17 protein-coding genes and 4 pseudogenes are annotated in these 18869 nt (G+C 68.4%); 11 read left to right on the plus strand and 10 right to left on the minus strand.

The annotated features are described in order from the left end of the window. Positions 1 to 62 precede the first annotated feature (62 nt). The 4 genes from ACZ4WS_RS44640 to ACZ4WS_RS44655 all read right to left on the minus strand — a co-directional run bounded on the left by ACZ4WS_RS44640 (position 63) and on the right by ACZ4WS_RS44655 (position 2479). Positions 63 to 815 (minus strand): TetR/AcrR family transcriptional regulator, encoded by a 753-nt coding sequence (locus tag ACZ4WS_RS44640; protein WP_467989485.1) that lies wholly within the window; start codon positions 813 to 815, stop codon positions 63 to 65. A gap of 562 nt (positions 816 to 1377) precedes the next feature. Then, positions 1378 to 1707, minus strand: coding sequence for an NIPSNAP family protein (locus ACZ4WS_RS44645; protein WP_467989487.1), 330 nt, complete (start codon positions 1705 to 1707; stop codon positions 1378 to 1380). Between the two features lie 70 nt (positions 1708 to 1777). Further along, positions 1778 to 2197 (minus strand): SsgA family sporulation/cell division regulator, encoded by a 420-nt coding sequence (locus tag ACZ4WS_RS44650; protein WP_467989489.1) that lies wholly within the window; start codon positions 2195 to 2197, stop codon positions 1778 to 1780. Positions 2198 to 2224: 27 nt separating this feature from the next. Then, positions 2225 to 2479, minus strand: a complete 255-nt coding sequence (locus tag ACZ4WS_RS44655) for a hypothetical protein (protein ID WP_467989490.1) — start codon at positions 2477 to 2479, stop codon at positions 2225 to 2227. 510 nt (positions 2480 to 2989) lie between these two features. On the opposite strand from ACZ4WS_RS44655, the gene ACZ4WS_RS44660 reads away from it, so the two are divergent. Genes ACZ4WS_RS44660 through ACZ4WS_RS44670 form a run of 3 tightly spaced genes read left to right on the plus strand, consistent with a single transcriptional unit; the run spans position 2990 to position 5793 of the window. Further along, entirely contained in the window at positions 2990 to 3199 is a 210-nt protein-coding gene (locus tag ACZ4WS_RS44660; protein ID WP_010982020.1) for a ferredoxin, read from the plus strand. After that, positions 3189 to 4556 (plus strand): NAD(P)/FAD-dependent oxidoreductase, encoded by a 1368-nt coding sequence (locus ACZ4WS_RS44665; protein WP_467989491.1) that lies wholly within the window; start codon positions 3189 to 3191, stop codon positions 4554 to 4556. Before ACZ4WS_RS44660 ends, ACZ4WS_RS44665 begins: the two co-directional genes overlap by 11 nt. Positions 4557 to 4587: 31 nt before the next feature. After that, positions 4588 to 5793, plus strand: coding sequence for a cytochrome P450 (locus ACZ4WS_RS44670; RefSeq protein WP_467989493.1), 1206 nt, complete (start codon positions 4588 to 4590; stop codon positions 5791 to 5793). A gap of 115 nt (positions 5794 to 5908) precedes the next feature. Here ACZ4WS_RS44670 and ACZ4WS_RS44675 read toward each other — a convergent pair whose 3' ends face one another. Continuing rightward, positions 5909 to 6538 carry a TetR/AcrR family transcriptional regulator gene (locus ACZ4WS_RS44675; RefSeq protein ID WP_467989494.1) on the minus strand — a complete coding sequence of 210 codons (630 nt, stop codon included), beginning with the start codon at positions 6536 to 6538 and terminating at the stop codon, positions 5909 to 5911. 310 nt (positions 6539 to 6848) lie between these two features. On the opposite strand from ACZ4WS_RS44675, the gene ACZ4WS_RS44680 reads away from it, so the two are divergent. Both ACZ4WS_RS44680 and ACZ4WS_RS44685 read left to right on the plus strand, forming a co-directional pair. Next, positions 6849 to 9311, plus strand: coding sequence for a SpoIIE family protein phosphatase (locus ACZ4WS_RS44680; RefSeq protein WP_467989496.1), 2463 nt, complete (start codon positions 6849 to 6851; stop codon positions 9309 to 9311). A gap of 93 nt (positions 9312 to 9404) precedes the next feature. Beyond that, the gene (locus ACZ4WS_RS44685) at positions 9405 to 11837 is read left to right on the plus strand and encodes a SpoIIE family protein phosphatase (protein WP_467989498.1); all 2433 of its coding nucleotides are present in this window, start codon (positions 9405 to 9407) and stop codon (positions 11835 to 11837) included. A 342-nt stretch (positions 11838 to 12179) separates the two neighbouring features. Here the strand turns inward: ACZ4WS_RS44685 and ACZ4WS_RS44690 are convergent. Next, positions 12180 to 12587: pseudogene (locus tag ACZ4WS_RS44690) on the minus strand (SARP family transcriptional regulator); the annotation flags it as partial. A gap of 233 nt (positions 12588 to 12820) precedes the next feature. On the opposite strand from ACZ4WS_RS44690, the pseudogene ACZ4WS_RS44695 reads away from it, so the two are divergent. The 4 genes and pseudogenes from ACZ4WS_RS44695 to ACZ4WS_RS44710 all read left to right on the plus strand — a co-directional run. Further along, positions 12821 to 13102: pseudogene (locus ACZ4WS_RS44695) on the plus strand (3-oxoacyl-[acyl-carrier-protein] synthase III C-terminal domain-containing protein); the annotation flags it as partial. A gap of 117 nt (positions 13103 to 13219) precedes the next feature. After that, positions 13220 to 13684, plus strand: a complete 465-nt coding sequence (locus ACZ4WS_RS44700; RefSeq protein ID WP_467989500.1) for an SRPBCC family protein — start codon at positions 13220 to 13222, stop codon at positions 13682 to 13684. Further along, positions 13681 to 14019, plus strand: coding sequence for an ArsR/SmtB family transcription factor (locus ACZ4WS_RS44705; RefSeq protein ID WP_467989502.1), 339 nt, complete (start codon positions 13681 to 13683; stop codon positions 14017 to 14019). Before ACZ4WS_RS44700 ends, ACZ4WS_RS44705 begins: the two co-directional genes overlap by 4 nt. A gap of 88 nt (positions 14020 to 14107) precedes the next feature. Then, positions 14108 to 14548 carry an SRPBCC family protein gene (locus tag ACZ4WS_RS44710; RefSeq protein ID WP_467989503.1) on the plus strand — a complete coding sequence of 147 codons (441 nt, stop codon included), beginning with the start codon at positions 14108 to 14110 and terminating at the stop codon, positions 14546 to 14548. A gap of 583 nt (positions 14549 to 15131) precedes the next feature. On the opposite strand, the gene ACZ4WS_RS44715 is transcribed toward ACZ4WS_RS44710, so the two are convergent. The 3 genes and pseudogenes from ACZ4WS_RS44715 to ACZ4WS_RS44725 all read right to left on the minus strand — a co-directional run. Continuing rightward, positions 15132 to 16010 (minus strand): serine hydrolase, encoded by an 879-nt coding sequence (locus ACZ4WS_RS44715; RefSeq protein WP_467989512.1) that lies wholly within the window; start codon positions 16008 to 16010, stop codon positions 15132 to 15134. A gap of 362 nt (positions 16011 to 16372) precedes the next feature. Then, a pseudogene (locus tag ACZ4WS_RS44720) lies at positions 16373 to 16492 on the minus strand (3-beta hydroxysteroid dehydrogenase); the annotation flags it as partial. Positions 16493 to 16511: 19 nt separating this feature from the next. Then, positions 16512 to 16634, minus strand: a pseudogene (locus ACZ4WS_RS44725) (NAD-dependent epimerase/dehydratase family protein); the annotation flags it as partial. Between the two features lie 261 nt (positions 16635 to 16895). On the opposite strand from ACZ4WS_RS44725, the gene ACZ4WS_RS44730 reads away from it, so the two are divergent. Then, entirely contained in the window at positions 16896 to 17321 is a 426-nt protein-coding gene (locus ACZ4WS_RS44730) for a VOC family protein (protein ID WP_467989505.1), read from the plus strand. Between the two features lie 234 nt (positions 17322 to 17555). Here ACZ4WS_RS44730 and ACZ4WS_RS44735 read toward each other — a convergent pair whose 3' ends face one another. Then, positions 17556 to 17777 (minus strand): hypothetical protein, encoded by a 222-nt coding sequence (locus tag ACZ4WS_RS44735; RefSeq protein ID WP_467989506.1) that lies wholly within the window; start codon positions 17775 to 17777, stop codon positions 17556 to 17558. Between the two features lie 710 nt (positions 17778 to 18487). Between ACZ4WS_RS44735 and ACZ4WS_RS44740 the strand changes: the two genes are divergently transcribed. Next, positions 18488 to 18757 (plus strand): SCO0607 family lipoprotein, encoded by a 270-nt coding sequence (locus ACZ4WS_RS44740; protein WP_467989514.1) that lies wholly within the window; start codon positions 18488 to 18490, stop codon positions 18755 to 18757. Positions 18758 to 18869 lie beyond the last annotated feature (112 nt).

The raw sequence follows: 18869 nt of genomic DNA on the forward strand, positions 1-18869 counted from the left end.
CGTGCGAGCCTCCCGTTCCGCCCCCATACGGGAAGAAAACGACATTTCCGGGCTTTTGATCCTCACTGCTCTTTCGGTTCGAAACGGGCCGCCATGTCCGAGATGGGATTCCCCGGGGGCTCTCCTTCGCAGCGTGCGGCCGGTGGGCGGAGTTGACGGGGGATGCGTCCGGAGGCGCGCAAGGAGTTCTGCGGGGGCTGACCGTCCCGCCCACCGGCGTGATCGACTGTGAGCCGGCTTTCCAAGCCGCTGATGATCGTGTCCAGCACCAGGCGGAACATCCGGTCCTCGCCGAAGCCCTCGTTCGTCGGCCCGTCCTCGCCGGAGGCGGGTGTTGTGGGCTGGAGGTTCGACCACCGGTGGAGCGCGCCGTTGAGCTCGGCGATCATCACGCCGATGACGACGGCGCAAACGAGCGCGGCGAGCTGCGGGATCTCCGCCTGCGGCACCCCTGCGGCGTCCAGTACGGCGGTGAGCGCGACCCAGAAGGGATCTTCGGGCTGGATGAAGTCCGGCTGGCTGAACGAGTAGGCCATGAGGTTGGGATGGCGGTGTGCCAACGTCCGGAAATCCGTGGCAAGTAGGCGCATGCGCTCCTGCCAGGGAGCGTCCTCCAGTGTCACGGTGCGGAACCGGGCGCCGACCATTCTCGCCACGCCACGCAGCAATGCTTCCTTGTTCGGCACGTGGTGGTACAGCGACATCGGGTTCGCGTCCAGCGCGGCGGCGAGCTTGCGCATCGTGAGCGCCTCGACCCCGTCCGCGTCGATGAGCCGCAGGGCGGAGGTGCAGATCCCTGCCTCGGTCAGAGGCACATCCCTCTTCCGAGTACCTCTAGGGGTACGCTTCGCTCTTTCCATACGGTGTATGTTATCAAGCCGTAGGCCAGCAAGGGGGACTCGCCGCCGTGGTGGCGGTCACTCCTGCGGACCTACGTACGGCACCCGAACGGGCAGGACGGGCCGTGATTCCTGTCCCTGGAGGTCGCCTGCGGCCCGGGGTCGGGCGGGTTCAGGCTGCGGCGCATGAGGAGGCACCCATCACACCCGGGAAGGCCCTCTCCATGCGGCCGCTGCAGATGCGCGGTGTGCTGCGGCTGGGCCGGGCGACCGATCCGTGGCCGACTTGATGGTGTACACCGTCGGCGGATCCACGTGCGCGCTCTGCGGGCGACAGCCCGCCCTGAGCCACCTCGCGCTCACCCTTGCCGCTGGTTCGCTCGCTTACTGACACGCACTCAACCGGGTCTTCCGCAACTCCCCCGACCTCGCCGATCTCACCCATGCCCGCTGCCTTCCGGCGAGCGCCTTGGAGGAGTTGCACGGCGTTCTGACACGAACGACAAGCCCCTGCAGACTTCGAGCGGCTCGATACCTGTCACTGCAAGGGTGAGTCGGCGGTGGGCGTCAGGACGGACTCGGCGACGCCGACGATCTGGCTGATGTCGAAGCCCTCCATGTCCGCACGGAATTCGGGGCTGGACAGGTACGCCTCCAGCCGCTCCTGAACGTCGTCGGCGTCCCGGTAGGAAACGAGGGCGTACAGCTGAGGCGCCTCACTCCCGGGGGCCGCAGGCACCGTCCAGACACCGTGCGTGGCGATCCTGTGCTTGGCCATACCGGGAATGTGCTTGGCCCAGATGTTCTCGTAGGCGACGAGCGCCTCAGGGCTGCGCAGTGTGTAGACACGAAGCTGGTACTGGGACATGAACACTCTTTCCTTCTCTTCTGCCGCCAGGTCAAAGGTCCCCAGCGGCACGGCGGTTGGGAGGCTTCTCTCAGCCTTTCGCGAACAGATTCGCCAGTTCGAGCTCCCAGTCGATGTGTCCGGACTCGGTACCCCGTGGCACCAGCGCCTCCGTGTCCTCCAGGAAGGTCCTGACGTCCTGCACGGGAACCTCGAGCAAGGCGGTGCCCGCGGGAGCCCCGAGGACGATGTACATCGCATGGTCACCACGGCCGACGGCCGGCCACACCCGGATGTCCCCACAGCCCGCGGAACCCCTCAGGCCATCGGCCAGAAGATCACGCCCCAGGACCCATTCAGCCAGCTCGTCGGTGTCGGTGAAAAAGGTGGCACGGACGACATAGGGATCAGTGGGCTCGTAGCGCAGGCTCATACACATGGACAGCGAGTAGGTGCGCGAGATGACAAGCTCTACGGCCACCCCCTGCATGACGGTCTTCAAAGACTCCATCGACTTTCACTCCTGCCTGGGCGGCGTTCAGCGACCGCTGATCTCATCCCGGCCGTCGTGGTGCCAGCCATGGATCTCGTCCCAGGAGTAGCCCAGTTCGAGCAGGTAGCCGACACCGTGGTCCCAGCGGTAGTAGCCGGCGTTGACGCTCAAGGCCGGGCGCTGGACGTGCGCGGATGCAGAAGTCGCGGCCGAAGCGGTGTCCCCGGTGCCGAGAACGGCGACACCCGCGACCGCCACGGAGAAAGCGGTGACGGCAACGCGCCTCGTGAGCTTCTTCATGATCTTTCCTTCCCGATTGTGCGATCTGCACCATCGGCTGCATGCAGGCGATGTGCGGCGCCTGGCGTGGTCCGAGCAGACTGTTCCATACGACGTATGGAAGCACTCCCCCAGGATTACCATACGACGTATGGAACTGTCGAGGCGGCGAAAATGGCCCCGCACGGCCGGCAGCGGCATAAACAGCTCGACGTCCTCGCCGAGACCGCGTCGGCCGCCTGGACGAAGTCCGACTGGCCTTCGAGAAGATACTCACCTGCATCGACCATCTCGGGCTCTACACCGAGAAGATCAGCCACACCGGTGAGCAACTGTGCAGCAATTCCGCGGCGTTCACCCAGCTTTCCCTCTTCGGCGCGGCCTTCGGACTCGGCCACGCCCTGGGCTGAGCCGTCGCCCTGGGCGGACGAGCTGCCCGGGATTTCCGTCTCCGGAGCCGTGGCATGCGGGCGCCCAGGTCCGGCCCCATGCTGGAAACGAGGGGGTGAGACAACGGAGGGAGTGGTGGGGATGCAGACCGTTGTGGATCTCACGCGCTGCCAGGGCTATGCGCAATGCGTGTTTCTCGCGCCGGAGGTGTTCCAGCTGCACGGGGAGGAGGGGTTGCTGTACGCCACGGCCGTCCCCGACGACCAGGTCGAGCGCGTGCGCCAGGCCGCGGCGGCGTGCCCGGTGCAGGCGATCCTCCTCGGTGAGGAGGTGAGCGCCGGTGCCCGGTGACCTCAAGGACGGCCGTATCGTCATCGTCGGCGCGTCGCTGGCCGGGCTCAGGGCCGCGGAGGCGCTGCGCGAGGAGGGCTTCACCGGCTCACTGACCGTGGTCGGGGACGAGCCCCACCCGCCCTACGACCGGCCGCCGCTGTCCAAGCAGGTGCTGCTCGGCCAGGCGACGGCGGACACCACCGGGCTGCCGATGCGCCGGGACCCGAACGCCGATTGGCGGCTGGGCGTGCGCGCCACCGGCGTGGATCTGCTCGCGAAACAGGTGCTGCTGGAGGACGGCGAGTCACTGCCGTACGACCGGCTGCTGATCGCCACCGGGACCCGCGCGCGGCCCTGGCCGAACCCGGAGGAATCCGCCCTGGACGGGGTGTTCACCCTGCGCACCCGCGAGGACGCCGGGGGACTGGCCCAGCGGCTGGCCTCCGGGCCGGCGCGGGTGCTGGTGATCGGCGCCGGTTTCACGGGCTCGGAGATCGCCTCGGCCTGCCGGGAACGAGGACTGGAGGTCACGGTCGCCGAACGCGGCCCCGCACCCCTGGTGGGCGCGCTCGGTGGCACCCTGTCGAAGCTCGCGGCCGTCATGCAGCGCAACCACGGCGTGGACCTGCGCACCGGGGTGACGGTCACCGCCCTGCGCGGGAACGGCAGCTTCACCGGTGCGGAGCTGTCCGACGGCAGCCGCGTCGACGCGGACGTGTGCGTCGTGGCGCTGGGCGCGGTCCGCAACGTCGAATGGCTGGCGGAGTCCGGGCTGGCGGCGGGCCCGCGCGGGATCGCCTGCGACGCAGGATGCCGGGCCTTCAACATGTACGGAATCGTCACCGACGACGTCTTCGTGGCCGGCGACGTCTCCCGGTTCCCGCACCCGCTGTTCGGGTACCAGATGCTCTCCCTGGAGCACTGGGGAAACGCGGTCGAGCAGGCCGAGGTGGCGGCCCACAACATGGTCAATCCGGGGCCCCTGCAGCGCCCGCACCTGGCCGTCCCGTCGTTCTGGTCGACCCAGTTCGGGCTCAACATCAAGTCGGTGGGCGTGCCCACCTACTCCGACCATGTGGTCATCGCCCAAGGCTCTCTGGAGGCGCGCCGCCTGGCAATGGTCTACGGCTACAAGGGGCGGGTCACCGCCGCGGTCACCGTCGACATGGCCAAGTCGCTCGACTACTACAAGCACCTGATCGAGACGGCTGCTCCGTTCCCGCCCCCGCCTGGCGCGGCGGACCGTGCGATCGCGGCCGACATCACGATTCCGTCCGACGTGCCGGACCCGAGTGGGCTGTCCCATGGCCCCACCGTGGCGCTCACCGGTCACCTGCCCGACCGCCGACTGACGGTGGTGCAGCCCACCCACTGACCCAGGTACCGACCCACCACGAGGAGCCACGATGGCCTCCGAGACCTTGCTGGCACGGATCACCGACTACGCCAGTCGCCCCGACCCCTACCCGCTGTACGCGGAACTCCGCGAGGCGGGGCCCGCGGTGCGGCAGGCGGACGGCAGCTACCTGATCGGCACCTACCACGAGATCGTCGCGCTGCTGCACGACCCCCGGATGAGTGCCGATCCGCGCTCGCGCACCGCTCCCGCTCCCGCTCCGTACGAGGTGACACGACAACCGTCGTTCCTGCGGCTCGACGACCCCGAGCACCACCGGCTGCGCAACTCGGCCATGCGGCCGTTCGGCCCGCCGCACAGTCCGGGCCGGGTCGACTCCATGCGCGGGGAGATCGTCCAGCTGACCAAGGAACTGGCGGAAGTGTTCCAGGAGGGCAGGCAGATCGACGTCGTCGACGACTTCGCCTACCCACTGCCCGTGACCGTGATCTGCCGCCTGCTCGGCATCCCGGACAAGGACGAGCAGCTCTTCCAGGACTGGACCGACACCCTCGTCGCGTCCGCCGACATCGGGCCCGAAGGTGACACCGCCGAACGGGACCAGGCGGCCGGCCAGGCGCAGCAGGAGATGGGTCAGTACCTGGTCCAACTCGCCGAACAGCGCCGCGGTCGGCCCACCGGCGACATGCTCTCCGACCTCGTCAACGAACCGGACCCGGCCGTACGGCTCAGCGAGGAGGACCTGGCGGTGAACACCATCCTGCTGTTCATCGCCGGACACGAGACCACGGTCAATCTGATCGCCAACGGCGTCCTCACCCTGTTGCGCCGGCCCGACCAGCTGGACCGTCTGCGCGAAGACCCCGGCCTGCTGCCGCGAGCGGTGGAGGAACTGCTGCGCTACGAGCCCCCGGTCCACATGCGCGAGCGGGTTCCCCTCGTCGACATCGACGTCGCCGGCACCACGATCCCCGGCGGCACGTCCGTCATCCTGGCGCTGGCCTCGGGCAGCCGCGACCCCATGCGGTTCAGCGAACCCGACCGGTTCGACCCCACCCGCCCGGACAACCAGCACGTCGGCTTCGGCAGCGGTATCCACCTGTGCTTCGGCGCGCCACTCGCCCGCATCGAAGCCGAGGCCGCGCTCGGCGCGCTGATCCCCCACCTCGGCACGGCACACCTGGTCCAGGACCCGCCCTCCTACCGGCAGAACGCCATGCTGCGCGGCCCCCGCCACCTGCCCATCCAACTCTGAGGCTGAGGGGCGGCGACAGCAGGCGAGAGAGGCCAGCCACCCCGGTCCATTTACGCAGGCCGCGGGAGCCGGTGCGCAGTCGGCGCCAGTCGGCCGGTGCGTGACAGGATCCTCTTCACGCTGCGGCGGGAAGGGGCCGCCGGGCGAGGTCACGGGCCTCGTCCGGGGAGAGGCCGAGCATGTGCAGGATCATCTCGGCCATCGTGCCTGCGGCCTGGTCGCCGTCGGCCCCGGGCTGGTTGCACCACAGCTCCAGGAGCGCCAGCAGGCTGCCGTTCAGCACGGTCAGGGCGATCACCGGGTCGACCACGGTGAACCGGCCTGCGGCCATGCCCTCCTCCACGTCGCGCTTCGCCCGCGGAGCCAGTCCGTCGCCGGCGCATATCCGACCGAGCTGGCTGTGGCACAGGATCTGCATGATCTCCGGGTATGACTCGGCCATGCGCGCGCTGAGCCGCACGCCCCCGGCGAGGCGCTCGGCGGGATCGTCGACGCCGTGCAGGCGTTCGTCGACGGCTTGGGCGTACTCCTCCAGTGCATCGGCCACGGCCGCGTCGAACAGGTCCGGTTTGCCCGTGAAGTGGTTGTAGAAGGAGCCGAGGCCCACGTCCGCGCGCTCCGCGATGGCATGGATGCTGGCGCTGGCGCCGCCGGAGTCGGCCAGGATCTGCCGCGCGGCGCGGACGAGTGCCTGGCGGGTCTCGGCGCGACGGCGTTCGAATCGGTTCCTGCGTGTGACTGGCATCGGCGTGCTCCATAAATAAGAGCAGCAATTCTGATGAATTCATCATTACACTGCCCGCCCCAACTGTCCACCCTGGCCCACCAGTCCCGACTCCGCGATGGCGTGACGTGACAGCGCACGGTCATATCTGGGCATTTAATCAGTTTCGGGGGACTTGACGATGAAGCGGTCGTATCTGACTATTTCATCAGAAGTGGACAAAGTCGTCCAAGGTTGGCAGACGTCGTGCCGGCTTCCACCACGGCCACAGATCGGGCCGACGCCGCACATGCCGACGCTGTCTCACACCCGTACCGATGGGAAGAACCGGATGACGAAGACCGACCACATGCCACTCGCCGAGCCTGTGAGCCCCCGAGAGACACCCGATGCGGCAATAGCGATGCTCGATGCGGAGGGGACCGTGGTGGGGTGGACGCACGCCGCCGAGCAGCTTGTCGGGTACTCGGCCGGGGAAGTGGTGGGCCGGTCCGCCGCACACGTGCTGCCGCCCGCCGAGGACGCCCCGAGTGCTCCGGCGTTCGCCGAGCAGTGCCGTGCCCAGGATGGCTGGTCCGGCACCGTGGCGGTCCGCCACCGCGACGGCCACGCCATCAAAATGACGCTGCGGATCTCGCTGCTGTGGGGGCAGGACGCCGGCACCCGGTGGCTGGTGTCCGTGACCGACATAGGCACCCTGTCCTCGGGGGCGTCCGACGGAGCTGTGCGGGAGTCGCTCCTGGCCCACACACCGATCGGCATCGCCGTCTATGACCCGCAGCTGCGCTGTACCTGGGTCAACGACGTCATGGAGCGCCACCACGGCACTCCTCGTGAGCGATGGTTCGGACGTCGCCTGCGGGACTCACTGCCCGCCGTCGAGGCCGAAGCGCTCGAGGTGGTGATGCGGCAGGTACTGGAAAGTGGCACCACCATGGTCCACGAGTACCGGGCGTGGTCGTCGACGGACCGGCGCCGGGAGCACGCGTTCTCGGCCTCGTTCTTCTGCCTCTTGGACGCGGACGGCACGGCACTGGCAGTGTGCTCCATGAACGTGGACGTCACGGGCAACCGGCGGGCACGCGAGCGCCTTGCCATCCTCAGCGAAGCCAGTACGCGCATCGGCAGCACCCTCGAGGTCATGCGGACCGGGCAGGAACTGGCCGACCTTGCCGTGCCCCTGCTGGCCGACCACGCAGTCGTCGACCTGATGGAGTCGGTTCCGTTCGGCGTGGATCCCTCGGCGGCGACCGGCAAGGCGAACGACCGCCCACCTGTGCTGCGCCGTGCCGGTGTGGCCTCCATCGACCCGGGTGTCCTCAAGTTGCCGTGGGTGCGCCAAGATGTGATCCGCCCCTTCCCGACCTCGCTGTTCGCCACCGCCCTGCGCACGGGCAGGTCTTACCTGGAATCGGTGCTGGACACCTATTCAGGCCCCTGGGTCAGTCACGACCCAGTGCGGACGCAGAAGCTCCGTGACAGCGGCGTCCACTCTTTGATGGTCGTACCCATCCGTGCGCGGCGCTGTGTGCTGGGACTGGCCGTGTTCGGCCGCTCCGAGGAGCCGACGCCGTTCCACGAGGACGACCTCCTCCTCGCCGAGGAGCTCGTCACCCGGGCCGCGCTCAGCCTGGACAACGCTCTCCAGTACGCTCGCCAACGCACCGCGGCCCTGACGCTCCAACGCGACCTGCTCCCCCACCATGTGGGAGGCGGCGCCGCCCTCGATGTGGCCTCGCGCTATGTGCCGGCTGACATGGACCACGGCGTGGGGGGCGACTGGTTCGACGTGATCAAGCTGTCCGGCGCCCGGGTGGCCCTCGTCGTCGGAGATGTGGTCGGACACGGTATCAACGCCGCGGCGACGATGGGCCGAATGCGCACCGCCGTCCGCACGCTCGCGAACATGGAACTGCCTCCCCACGAACTGCTGGCGCGCCTCGATGACACGGTCAGGCGGCTGAGCGAGGAAGATGCCGACGCTCCGGACCAGCTCCCCGCGGCGGTGGGCGCCACCTGTCTGTATGCCGTCTACGACCCGGTCACCCGGCGGTGCACGATGGCGCGGGCCGGGCATCCCCCGCCCGCGATCATCGCCCCGCAGGGCCGTGCCACTTTCCCCGACATGCCCGCCGGGGCCCCGCTCGGCCTCGGCCTCGGTCTGGTCCCCTTCGAGTCCCTGGAACTGGAACTGCCCGAGGGAACTCTGCTCGCGCTCTACACCGACGGTCTGGTCGAGTCCCGCGACGACGACATCGACGTGGGCCTGGATCGCCTGGGCGCCGCCCTGGCAGAGTCCGGTTCGTCCCTGGAAGACCTGTGCTCTCAGGTGATCGAGACCTTGCCGACTCAGGCCCCGGCCGACGATGTCACCTTGCTCCTTGCGCGGACTCGCGGACTCGAACCGGCCCAGGTCGCCTCCTGGGAACTGCCGAACGACCCGGCCGCCGTCCGCATCGCCCGGCAGGCAGCCGCCCGCCAGCTCAGCGAATGGGGGCTTGATCATCTGGTGGCCACCGAGCAGCTGATCGTCAGTGAACTGGTCACCAACGCCATCCGCTACAGCGGCGGGCCGATCCACCTACGGCTCATCCAGCACCAGGTCTTGACGTGCGAAGTCTCCGACAGCAACCCCAGCCACCCACGCCCCCGTCATCCCCACACCATCGACGAGAACGGCCGCGGTCTTTCCCTCATCGCTCAGTTGTCCCACAGGTGGGGCTCCCGCTCCGCAACGGACGGCAAGGTCGTCTGGGCCGAACAAGACCTGCCCTCCAAAGCCCTTGCGGCGTGACGCGCTTCCGACCGGGCGGCCGACGGCCGCCACAGCGTGCCGATCTCTCGAGCCGCAGGCTCTCGCAAAGGAAGCCACAGAAGGAAGCCACGGATGGACATAGAGAATGTCAAGAACGCCTACTCGGCAGGCGCCTCCCAAGGATCGGGCGTCTCCGGTTCCGGTCCCAGCGGCAGGTCGCACGCCTGCGACGGTCCGGCAGCCGCCGTGCTCGACAATCGAGGTGCGGTGGTGCGGTGGACCGGAGCAGCAGAGGAGCTGACGGGGTTCCGCGCCGAGGAGGTCTGTGGCCGCCCCGTGCAGGAACTGGTGGCCGGCCTCCCGGACGACCTGCGCGACGCGGAGATACCGGCGTCCGGCCGGGTACGGCTGTGGCACCAGTGCGGCGACACAGTCGATGTCACCTTCCGGACCACCAAGGTGGGGGGCTCCGGCTCGGCGGAAGTCCTCGTCCTGGCGGCCCCAACCCACCACGTCGCCGGCCACGAGCAGGGCGCGGCGCTGCTGCGTGCACTGTCCGCACAGCACCGGATCACCATCGCTGTGTACGACACGGATCTCACCACTGTGCAGACGAACGCCGCGCCGGACACTTTCGACGGCCGTCCGGTACAGCCCGGCGCTCGGCTGAGCGACGTGCTGGACGCCAAGGACGCCGAGAACCTCGAGGCACTACTGCGCCAGGTAATCGAGACGGGTGCCCCAGTGATCCGCAGAGACCAGCACGTGAGCTGCCGGAACGGTTCGGCGCGGCAGCGCGCGCTGTCGCTGTCCGCCTTCCGTCTGGAGGACGCGCGAGGACGCCCTACGGGGGTCGCAGCCCTGTACTTCGACAACGCCGACCAGATGCGCGCCCGCCGTCATCTGGATCTGGCCCGCGAGGTGGCCGAGCGAGTAGGAAAATCCCTGGATGTCGTGCGCACCGCACAGGACCTTGCGGACGTTCTCGCACCTGCGTTCGGGGATCTCGCCGCGGTCGACCTTGCGCACTCCGTTCTCGACGGGGAAGAACCCTCGAAGCAGCTGAACGGTGGAAACATGGGCAACGCGGCCCTTGCGCCGGCCACCGCGGTGTGGCCGGCCGGCATCGAGCGCGGCCAGCCCATCCCGCCCTTTACCGACCACCCCCTGCTGCGCAGTTTCCGACACGGCGAGCCAGTGGTCTTCGGCCTTGACGACTTCATCGCCATGGTCAGAGACCCGCGGCTGGTCGAGTATCTCGTCCCGAAGGACGCCCATTCGGTGATGGTGGCACCGTTGCATGCCCGCGGGCACACGCTCGGCGCCATATCGGCCTGGCGCTGCGGCCGATCCGACACCTTCACCGAGGACGAGGCGGATCTCATGAAGCAGATCGCCTCACGGGGTGCGCTCGCCATCGACAACGCCCGCCGTTACACGCGCGAGCACAGGGCGGCCGTAGCGCTGCAGCAGCGACTCCTTCCCCCGGCCACGACCGACACTCCGGCAGCCGAGACCGCCGGCGTCTACCTGCCGGCAGGCGGCGGAGCGGGCAGCAGCGGCGACTGGTACGACGCCATTGCTCTGCCCTCTCTCCGGGTGGCCCTTGTCGCCGGAGACGTGGTCGGCCACGGCATACCCGCAAGCGCCACCATGGGCCGCCTACGCGCCGCCATCCAGACACTCGCGGACCTGGAACTCGAACCGGACGAGTTGCTCACCCGGATCGCGGACCTGATCCAGCGCCTCGCGGCCGAAGCCCCACCCGGCGACCACGACATCGTCGGCGGCACATGCCTGTACGCGGTCTACGACCCGGTCACCAGGCGCTGCGCCATGGCCAGTGCCGGGCACCCGCCACCCGTCCTGGTCCGGCCCGACGGGACCGCCGAAGCCGTCGAGATCTCCCCAGGGCCGCCACTCGCCCTCAGCGGCATGCCCTACGAGACCACCATCATCGACGTTGAGCCGGGCAGCGTCCTCGCTCTCTACACCGACGGCCTGGTCGAACGAGGCGACCGCGATCTCGGCCAGGGCCTGCGGCACCTGACGGATGCCCTCGCCGCGTCCTGCCGTCCGGATCGTGCCCTGGACGAAACCGGCCGGGCTCTCCTCGCCGACCTGGCAGACCAAGTGCCGCGCGACGACGCGGCCCTGCTGCTGGCCCGCACCCGCGCCGTCCCAGCGGCCGACACCGCTCACTGGGAGATCCCGGCCGATCCGGCCGCCGTCTCCAAGGCCCGAGAATGGACAACCCGCCAACTCACGCTGTGGGGCCTGGACGACCTCCTCTTCACCACCGAACTCATCGTCAGCGAACTGGTGACCAACGCCATCCGCTACGGTCGTCCGCCGATGGACCTCCGTCTGCTTCGCCACAACGTCCTGGTGTGCGAGGTCACCGACTCCAACAGCACCCAACCCCGCCTGCGGCGTGCCCGCATGACCGACGAGGGAGGACGCGGCCTGTTCCTCGTCGCTCAACTCGGCGGACGATGGGGCTGCCGCCATGGCCAGAACGGCAAGACGATCTGGTCCGAGCAAGCCATCCAGGGTTCCCCCTGAAGCTACAGCTCACCGAGGTGGGTCGCGGCAGAGTCACCCACAGCCCTGATGTCTCTCGATCCGGTGTGCCATGACTGCAGCCACCCGAGGCCGGAGTCTGCGAACAGGAGCAGACTCCCGCCTCGTGGCCGCGGCGCGGCTCGACTCGATGGAGGCGGAGCGACCGGAATCAGATGCCATGGGCGGCGGCACAGGATTTCCCGCTGTCGGGGTCCGCGAGTGACCACGACCTGGCGCGTTGTGGTGCGCTCGGACCGATGAGTTGTTCGGCGTGGAGGGCATGCACGTCATCGACATCACCCGCGATCCCGACGTCGGCGGTGGACAGGGTCTGGTGGTACCGGCCGTCGCGTGGCGGTCGGCTCCGGTGAAGTCGCCCAGAGCGCTGCGGGCCTGCAGACGAATGAGATGGCCGAGGATCTCGAACGTGGACAGGCCGTGTGGGGCGCAGACCACGACCAGTTCCGCGCCGAACTCGTCACGGAGCTCCGCCGGCCCGGCCCGGTGGAAGCAGTGCATGAAGGCGGCGTTGAGAGCGAACGCCAGCAGTGCCGGATCGTTGAGCCGACGGGCGATCCCCTCGGCCTGGCGGGCGGCCTGCGGACCGCGCAGGGGCGGGGTGCCGCGCGACTCCAGCGCGATGGTGGCCAGCGACCGGGCCATGGTTGCCTCGTGGCCCTCGGAAGGCAGGGCGGTGAGGGTGCGCTCGGCAGCCGCGACGATCCACGCTGCCTGCTCCGGGTCGTCCAGGTGCCAGCCGAAGATGTCGGTAGTGCCCGAAGCATTCGGTTGGTCCTGGTCGGTGCCGTTCTTCGCGGCGAAGCCGGACGGGAGCCTGGCTGCCTGGCTCGACGCCGGCTGCGCCGCTGGTGCCGGGTGTCCGGTTCGCCAAGACCAGCCGGATCCTCGCGGATCTCGCCGGCGGGCACGCGGACCGCGCCTGAGAGGAACGGATCCGCGAGCTCGTCCGCCCCGACGTCCTCATCCTCGACGACTTCCTCGAACAGCTTCTCGACGAGGCCGGATTCGCACCGCCGGACATCCAGCGCATCATCGTCCCGGGGCTCAGCCGCCTTCTCCTCGAGGCCACCGTCACCGGACCACTCGGCCTCGACATCGACCGCACCACCTGGACCCTGGTTCGCCGAACCGGCCACATTGGACCTTGCGACCAACTCCTCGCTCTGGACCATCTACTCCGCCACCGTCGGCTCCGCTCCGGCCGGCACATCCTCGCCATCAACATCGGAGCAGGTTTCACCTGGACCAACGCCACCCTCGTCCGCCTAGGTGAATCCCTAGAGCAACTAAAGGTTGCGCATTCCGAAGGAAGGTCCTACAGTCATGTGCAACCAAAGGTTGCGAGAGGAAGGAGGGGCGGGATGGAGTACGGCAGCATCGAGCGGGAGATCCACGTCGAAGCCACGCCCGAGGTGGTCTACGAGGTCATCAGCACCCCCGAACACCTGCGGGAGTGGTGGCCGGACGAGGCAGAGCTGCAGCCGGTGCCCGGCGCCACCGGGGTCATCTCGTTTGGCGACACGTCTACGCCGGAGGCGAAGGTCGTACAACTCACGGTGGTGGAGGCCGACCCGCCCCGACGGTTCTCCTTCCGGTGGGTGTACGACGAGGGTGAGGCCGCGACGTCGGCCAACTCACTCCTGGTGACCTTCGAGCTGGTTCCGTCGGGTGCGGGCACACTGCTGCGCTTCACCGAGTCGGGGTTCCGGGAGAAGGGCTGGGAGGCGGCCGTGCTCGAGGAGCAGTACCGCGACCACGTCACCGGCTGGGACTACTTCCTGCCCCGCCTCGTCACGTACGTCGCTCGGCTGGTGTCGACGCCATGACCATCACCATCGACGACGAGCTCTGGTCGGCGGTGGGGGACCCTATCCGGCGGCGGATACTCGATCTGCTGTTGACCGACGGCGACGGGACGGCGACCACACTGAGTGAGGAGCTGCCGGTCACGCGGCAGGCGGTCGCCAAACACCTCGGCGTACTCGACCGGGTCGGGCTGGTCCACGTCACCCCGTCCGGACGCGAGCGCCTCTACGAGGTGGACGAGGCCCAGCTCGCCCGCGCAGTCGCGCAGCTGTCGTCGGTCGGGGCCACCTGGGATGCCCGACTGCATCGCATCAAGCGGATCGCCGAAGCGATCCAGCGGAGCCAGGAGGGCTGACGCCTCACGAACGAACGTCGCCACATCCGTGGCAGCGCTGATGAACCGTGCCCGAATGCGGGCGCCTACCCGAGAAAGAGGTATCGAGATGGTGGACATCCTGCACCGGATCGGAGTCACGTCGTCTCCCGACGACGTCTACGCAGCCTTGACCACGGTCGATGGGCTGGCGAGCTGGTGGACGCAGGACACGGACGGCGACAGCAATGTAGGGGGAGTAATCCGGTTCCGCTTCGAGCCCGGCGGGTTCGACATGAAGGTCCTGGAGGCTCAGCCCGCCGAGCGCGTGCTCTGGGAGGTCGTCGACGGTCCCGAGGAGTGGATCGGCACGCAGATTCGCTTCGACCTCAAGCAGGAGGACGGCTTCACGATCGTATTGTTCCGGCACGAAGGCTGGAAGGAGCCGGTGGAGTTCATGTACCACTGCAGCACCAAGTGGGCGACCTTCCTGATGAGCCTCAAGAAGCTGGTCGAAACCGGCAAGGGCGAGCCCGCGCCGCACGACGTCAAGATCAGCAACTGGCACTAGATGCCGATCCTCACCGAGCAGGCACTGGACGAGTCGGTCGCCAAACCCGCGCTGAAGCCGTTGTCGTGTCACGCGTCTGAGGCGCGTTGACGGCGTACGGCGCAGGCATCAGCCGTGGACCGGCTCGTGGCATTCCTCGGACGCCAACCGGTGTCGTCTGGAACCCGAGCTCGCCGCCCTGGCCCGTACCCGCCTGAAGAAGGTGTCGGGTCAGCAGGCTCGGACCCTCCGGTGGCCGCGGCACATCGTGCAGACTCGACGACGTCACGGACCTTGGCTAGGTGCCAGGGTGAATCGTGCCGTCCACTGGGTTGGTGCAGATCTTCGACGCGGACGATGCCCGCCCCCGTCGCCGCCCCAACGCGTGGGTGCCACCGCCGGAAGTCGAACCGGAGGCCCGACTTCCCCCGGCAGAACTCCGAGCAACTCAAAGGTGATCTCACGAGGCGGTCATCGCCCTGAGGTGCAGCGACCGAACGATCCCCATGAAGGAATGTAGTTATAAGTCCGACTCTCTGATTCTTGAGAGTGCGGGTGAAGACGGTCTGAACTCGTCCGCGGCGCCGGCGGTGTAGACGGACGTCTAGGAAGCGGTCGGCGGGTTCAGGTCGCGGTTGATGGCGCGGGCAGCGCCCTCGACGGTGGCAACGCCGTCGCCCATCGTTCGGCTGCCTTGCGAGAGCACGACCATTCCGTAGTCGTGACCACCGCCGGTGAACACACCGACGCTGTGCACCCGCCAGCCGTTGGTCACACGCGGCAGCCAGCCGTTTTTGACCTGAACGGTCGCGGTCGCGGGTGCCCCGGCCGGTGCTCCCCAACGCTGCTCGGGAACGACTCGGTTCATCAGACGGAGGGCGTAGGCGCGGGCATCCCGGTCGAGGACCGAGTTGTCCGAGGTGAGCAGTCGGAGCAGCTTCAACTGGTCGCCGGCCGTGATCTGGGTGTGCCCCCAGTAGCCCTTGGGCCCGGGGACGGTGTCCCGCATGCCGGCCACGGTCAGGAAATGCCGGATGCCGACGGGGCCGACCTGGTGCCACAGGGCATTGGTCGAGTCGTTGTCCGACTTGGTGATCATGGCGGTGGTCAGTTCCACCTCGCGAGGGGTCAGGCTGCGGTGTTGCTCCATGGTCTGACGCAGCAGTGCCCCCAATACCGTGACCTTGACCACGCTCGCCGAGTCGAAGGCGGCTTCGGCCCGGTAGGTGCACGAGGTCGCCGTGGTGCGGTCGTACAGGGCGAGCGCCGAGGCGCCTTCGCGCCCGCGGAGGGCACCAGCGATGTCCTGCGACAACCGGCCCGCGAGCCCAGGCCGCTGCGAGGTGCACTTCACCTGTGAGCCGCCGACGGTGGCGCCGGCGGTGCTCGCCTGGGCAGGGGTGGCGGTAGCGAGTGCTGCGAGCGCTGTCCCTGCAGCCAGGGCCGCGGCCAGTCCCCGCTGCGCGCGGCGCAGTGCATGCATTCCCGGCATGGAGATTCCGTCCTGCTCTGTGTTCGCGGTCACTTCGGCAGCCCGCTCGCAAAGGACTGCGGGCCGACGCCCTTTCACCCTCGGCGGACTTCGGTCGCCGACGCGCCTCCGGAGCGAGGCGCCCCGAGAGGACTGGTACGGCAAGCCCTGAACCGGACGCGAGGAAGAAGCCTTCGACGCGTTCACCGGCGGGCGATGCGACGAGCGTCCCGATTCCCGAGTGACGGCGACGCTACAGGGACAGAGGAGACACCAGAGCGCAAGAGATGCGCATATGTCGGAATTGCGAGCTTTTCAGGCGTGTGACATTCATCAACCCATTCATCCCAGGGTGGGCGGTGCACATCACCGGCCCGGAACGGCACGCCCTCCTCGTCGGTCGCGTGCAGGCGCGAGCCGGCCGGGGCGGCTTCCACGGCCAGCCCGAACAGGCGCGCCGCGTCGAGCCGGTGCACGGCGGGCCAGCGGTCAGATCGCCGCGGTGCGCCTTACGCCGACCGCCGACAAGGCCGCGTCCGAGCGGGCCAGGCCGAGGACCTGATGCCCTGCGTCAAGCAGCTCGCGGGCGACTGCGGATCCGATATATCCCGTCGCGCCCGTGACAAAAACACGCACAGTAAAAATTCCTCAGGTTGGATTCGAGTCGATCCGGCGTCAAAAGGTGGCGGGTCCGTGCCGCACACGCCAAGAGCGTCCCGAGACGTGTGTCGTGTGTCCAAGGCCTGTTTCGCATCGAGTCATACGCTGCAAGCATCACAACAGGTCACGACTATTGCTCGGCCGTTCCACGGTCCGCACGCTTCGGTCAGGCCACTGCCACTCGCTCGCGCTTGGTGCCTCCGCCCGTCCAGCCACTCCTCACGGCACAGTGGAGACATGAACGCAGACAACAGGAACATTCTGGCCCGGGCACGCGTGGCAACCAGACTTCCCGCCCAGGACCTGGAGCGGGCCCGGCGTTTCTACTCCGAGCAACTCGGTCTGGAGCCCGTCGATGAGCGGCCCGGTGGGCTGCTGTATCGGTGCGAAGGCGCGGACTTCGTAGTGTTTCGATCGGCGGGAGCCTCGCCAGGAACTTTCACTCAGATGGCGTTGGAGGTCGACGACATCGAATCAGTCGTGTCGGAACTCAAGAGGCGTGGCGTGGTGTTCGAGGAGGTCGACGCGCCTCGGTTCCGGACACGGGACGGGATCGCCGAGATCGAGGGGAATTACCCCAGCAAGGGCGCACGGGGCGAACGCGGTGCCTGGTTCCGTGACAGCGAGGGGAACCTGCTGGGTATCGGCCAGTTGGTCTTCTGAGCCATATGCGCCATGGAGCGCCCGGCACATGACCAGGGCACGGCGGGTGAGGGTTGTGTTCGATTCCCGGGTTCACGGTGGGGTGCGCCGTGCCGCACCCCACCACATCTGACGCACCGACAAGTGCTTCGGGATCAGGCTGGTCGGACTCCCCTGAAGGGATCGTCGAGTATGCGGGAGTAATGGCGATCCACCCCTCCCCCGTTGCCGTCATCACGATGTGCGCGTGCGGCTTTACCGTTGCAGCCACACGCATGTGTCACTCAGTACCGCGCGCCGCCCGTCGGCGTGCGTGTCCAGCGGACCGCTGCTCACCTCGATGCCGTGGGAAAGGGGCACCGGCGTCGCCGCGGGGTTGGCCAGGAAGCGGAAGCCGCCGGCCCGGTCGAAACTCACGGTGGCTTCGCCTGTCTCCGCCCAGGTCAGGGTCTCGGGGAGGTCGGCCAGTCGCGCCACGGCGCAGGGCCAGGGCCATGCGGTAGAGGTTGAGGACCGACTCCGGGTCGGCAAACTGGGCGTTCACGCTGAGCAGGGTCCAGTCGGCGGTTGTGGCAGCCAGGGGCCGGTGGCACCCGCGGGCGAGAAGCCGAGTGACGGCTCGCCGGTGGTCCACGCCAGCGGGATGCGGCAGCCGTCCCGGCTATGGTCGGCGCCGCCCGAGCGGACGAACGTGGGGTCCTGGATCAGGGCGTCGGGCAGGTGTTACACCTCCGGCAGGCCGAGTTCGTCGCCCCGGTAGACGTACACGGCTGTTTGTCGGATATGTCGAAAACGTGTCCTGTCGGCCGCAACGGGTGACGGGCAGCGACAGCCGGCGGACCGAGGTGCCGTTGGCGTAAACGGTGATGGTCGCGGCGGTGGCGTCGGGCCTGCGGTAGCGCACGTCGCAGGGGTAGATCTGCCTTGGTGCTCGGGGCGGCCGCGTTCGCACCCGTGCCGTGCAGCCGCCACGCATCTGGCTGGACCCATGCGGGGCCGGCCGCCGTGATGCCTACGCGGAACCAGGTAGGCCGGCACGCCACACCTGAGTACGCGTACTCATGATCGATTCTCTTGCCTCGCGCAGGCTGGCCGCACAAGCCATCCAGAGGGAGCCAACTGTGCGCATCACAAGCCGAGTTCACCCCCCGTTGTCCGCGATCAGCAGTGGACCAGTGCGCATCGCCATGGGTCTCGCACTCGCCGGCGTGACCGTCGGGATGCTGACCGGCTGCTCCATCCAGGACGCGAGCTGCGGCGGTGGCGAGTACCCGGTCATGGCCGTGGGCAGCACCGGCAGCTCCTGCGTGTCCAACAGCGAGGAGCCGCCGAAGGGGTACGTCCGCTATCCGGAAGGGAAAGTCCCCCAGCATGTCGGCGACAAGTGGGACACCTACTGGAGCACCCACACGATCGACAAGAACGGCAAAACCATCAAGGTCCCCGACAGCGAGTGAAAGCCGAGTGAAGTGACGTCGACTACCCGGGACTGAAGTCCCGGGCTTGCTGCTCGGATCATCACTGGCGGTGATGGGTTCCGGCTGCGTCCAGTCCTCACGCGATGAGCGT

This window comes from Streptomyces sp. NPDC029292 (assembly GCF_055569295.1).